Source organism: Agromyces binzhouensis (assembly GCF_004135055.1).
GTDB lineage: Bacteria > Actinomycetota > Actinomycetes > Actinomycetales > Microbacteriaceae > Agromyces > Agromyces binzhouensis.
Genome location: NZ_SDPL01000686.1, coordinates 1 through 994 on the forward strand (window position 1 = coordinate 1; position 994 = coordinate 994).

At 76.6% G+C, this 994-nt stretch carries 2 protein-coding genes; both read right to left on the bottom strand.

The annotated features are described in order from the left end of the window. A partial coding sequence (locus ESO86_RS17640) for an ATP-binding cassette domain-containing protein (protein WP_165308356.1) occupies window positions 1-349 on the bottom strand: 349 nt, incomplete at its 3' end. A gap of 62 nt (window positions 350-411) precedes the next feature. Next, a partial coding sequence (gene modB / locus ESO86_RS17645; protein ID WP_129236029.1) for a molybdate ABC transporter permease subunit occupies window positions 412-994 on the bottom strand: 583 nt, incomplete at its 5' end.

The window sequence follows — 994 nt, forward strand, 5'->3', positions numbered from 1 at the left end:
CGGCGAGCGCGGCCAGGCCGTAGCGTGCGAGCCACGGCTCGGCGGCGGCCCGGGCGGCGTGCCGGGACCCGCGCATGCGCGCGGCGAACGCGATGTTGTCGCGCACCGTGAGGTGCGGGAACAGCACGTAGTCCTGGAACAGCACGCCGATCCGCCGCCGTTCCGGCGGGAGGCGATCGACGTCGCGGGATCCGATCCGCACGCGCCCCGCGTCGATCGGCACGAGGCCCGCGATCGCGGCGAGCAGGGTCGACTTGCCGGCGCCGTTCGGCCCGATGACGGCGAGCGGATGCCCCGGCAGCGCCTCGAACGACGCCTCGACCCGATGCGTGCCGCGCGTGACGGTCACCTCCGCGTGCAACGCCGGGCGCGCGTCGGACGGCCCCGGCCGGTGCGCGGGCGTCGCCGCCGTCATCCGCGCACCCCCGGCAGCCAGCGGTCGCGGAGGAGCAGGAGTACGCCGACCGACACGGCGAGCAGCAGGAGCGCGAGCGCGATCGCCTCGTCGGGATCGGTCTGCATCGCGAGGTAGCTCGCGATCGGCAGGGTCCGGGTGACGCCGGGCAGGGACCCGGCGAAGGTGATCGTCGCCCCGAACTCGCCGAGCGCCCGCGTGAAGCAGAGCACGGCGCCCGCGGCGACCCCGGGCGCGACGAGCGGAAGCGTGACGTGGCGGAACACCTGCCAGCGCGACGCCCCGAGCGTCGCCGCCGCGAGCTCGGTGCGCCGATCGGCCGAGCGCAACGCGCCCTCGACCGCGAACACGAGGAAGGGCAGCGCGACGAAGACCTGCGCGAGCACCACCGCCCCGGTCGTGAACGGCACGGTGATGCCGAACAGGTCGCCGAGGGCGCCACCGAGCACCCCGCGGCGGCCGAGGAGGAGCAGCAGGGCGATCCCGCCGACGACGGGCGGCAGGACGAGCGGCACGGTCACGGCCGCCCGGAGCAGGCGTCGTCCCGGTGCCGGCCACGATGCGGCGCGCGCGAGGAGG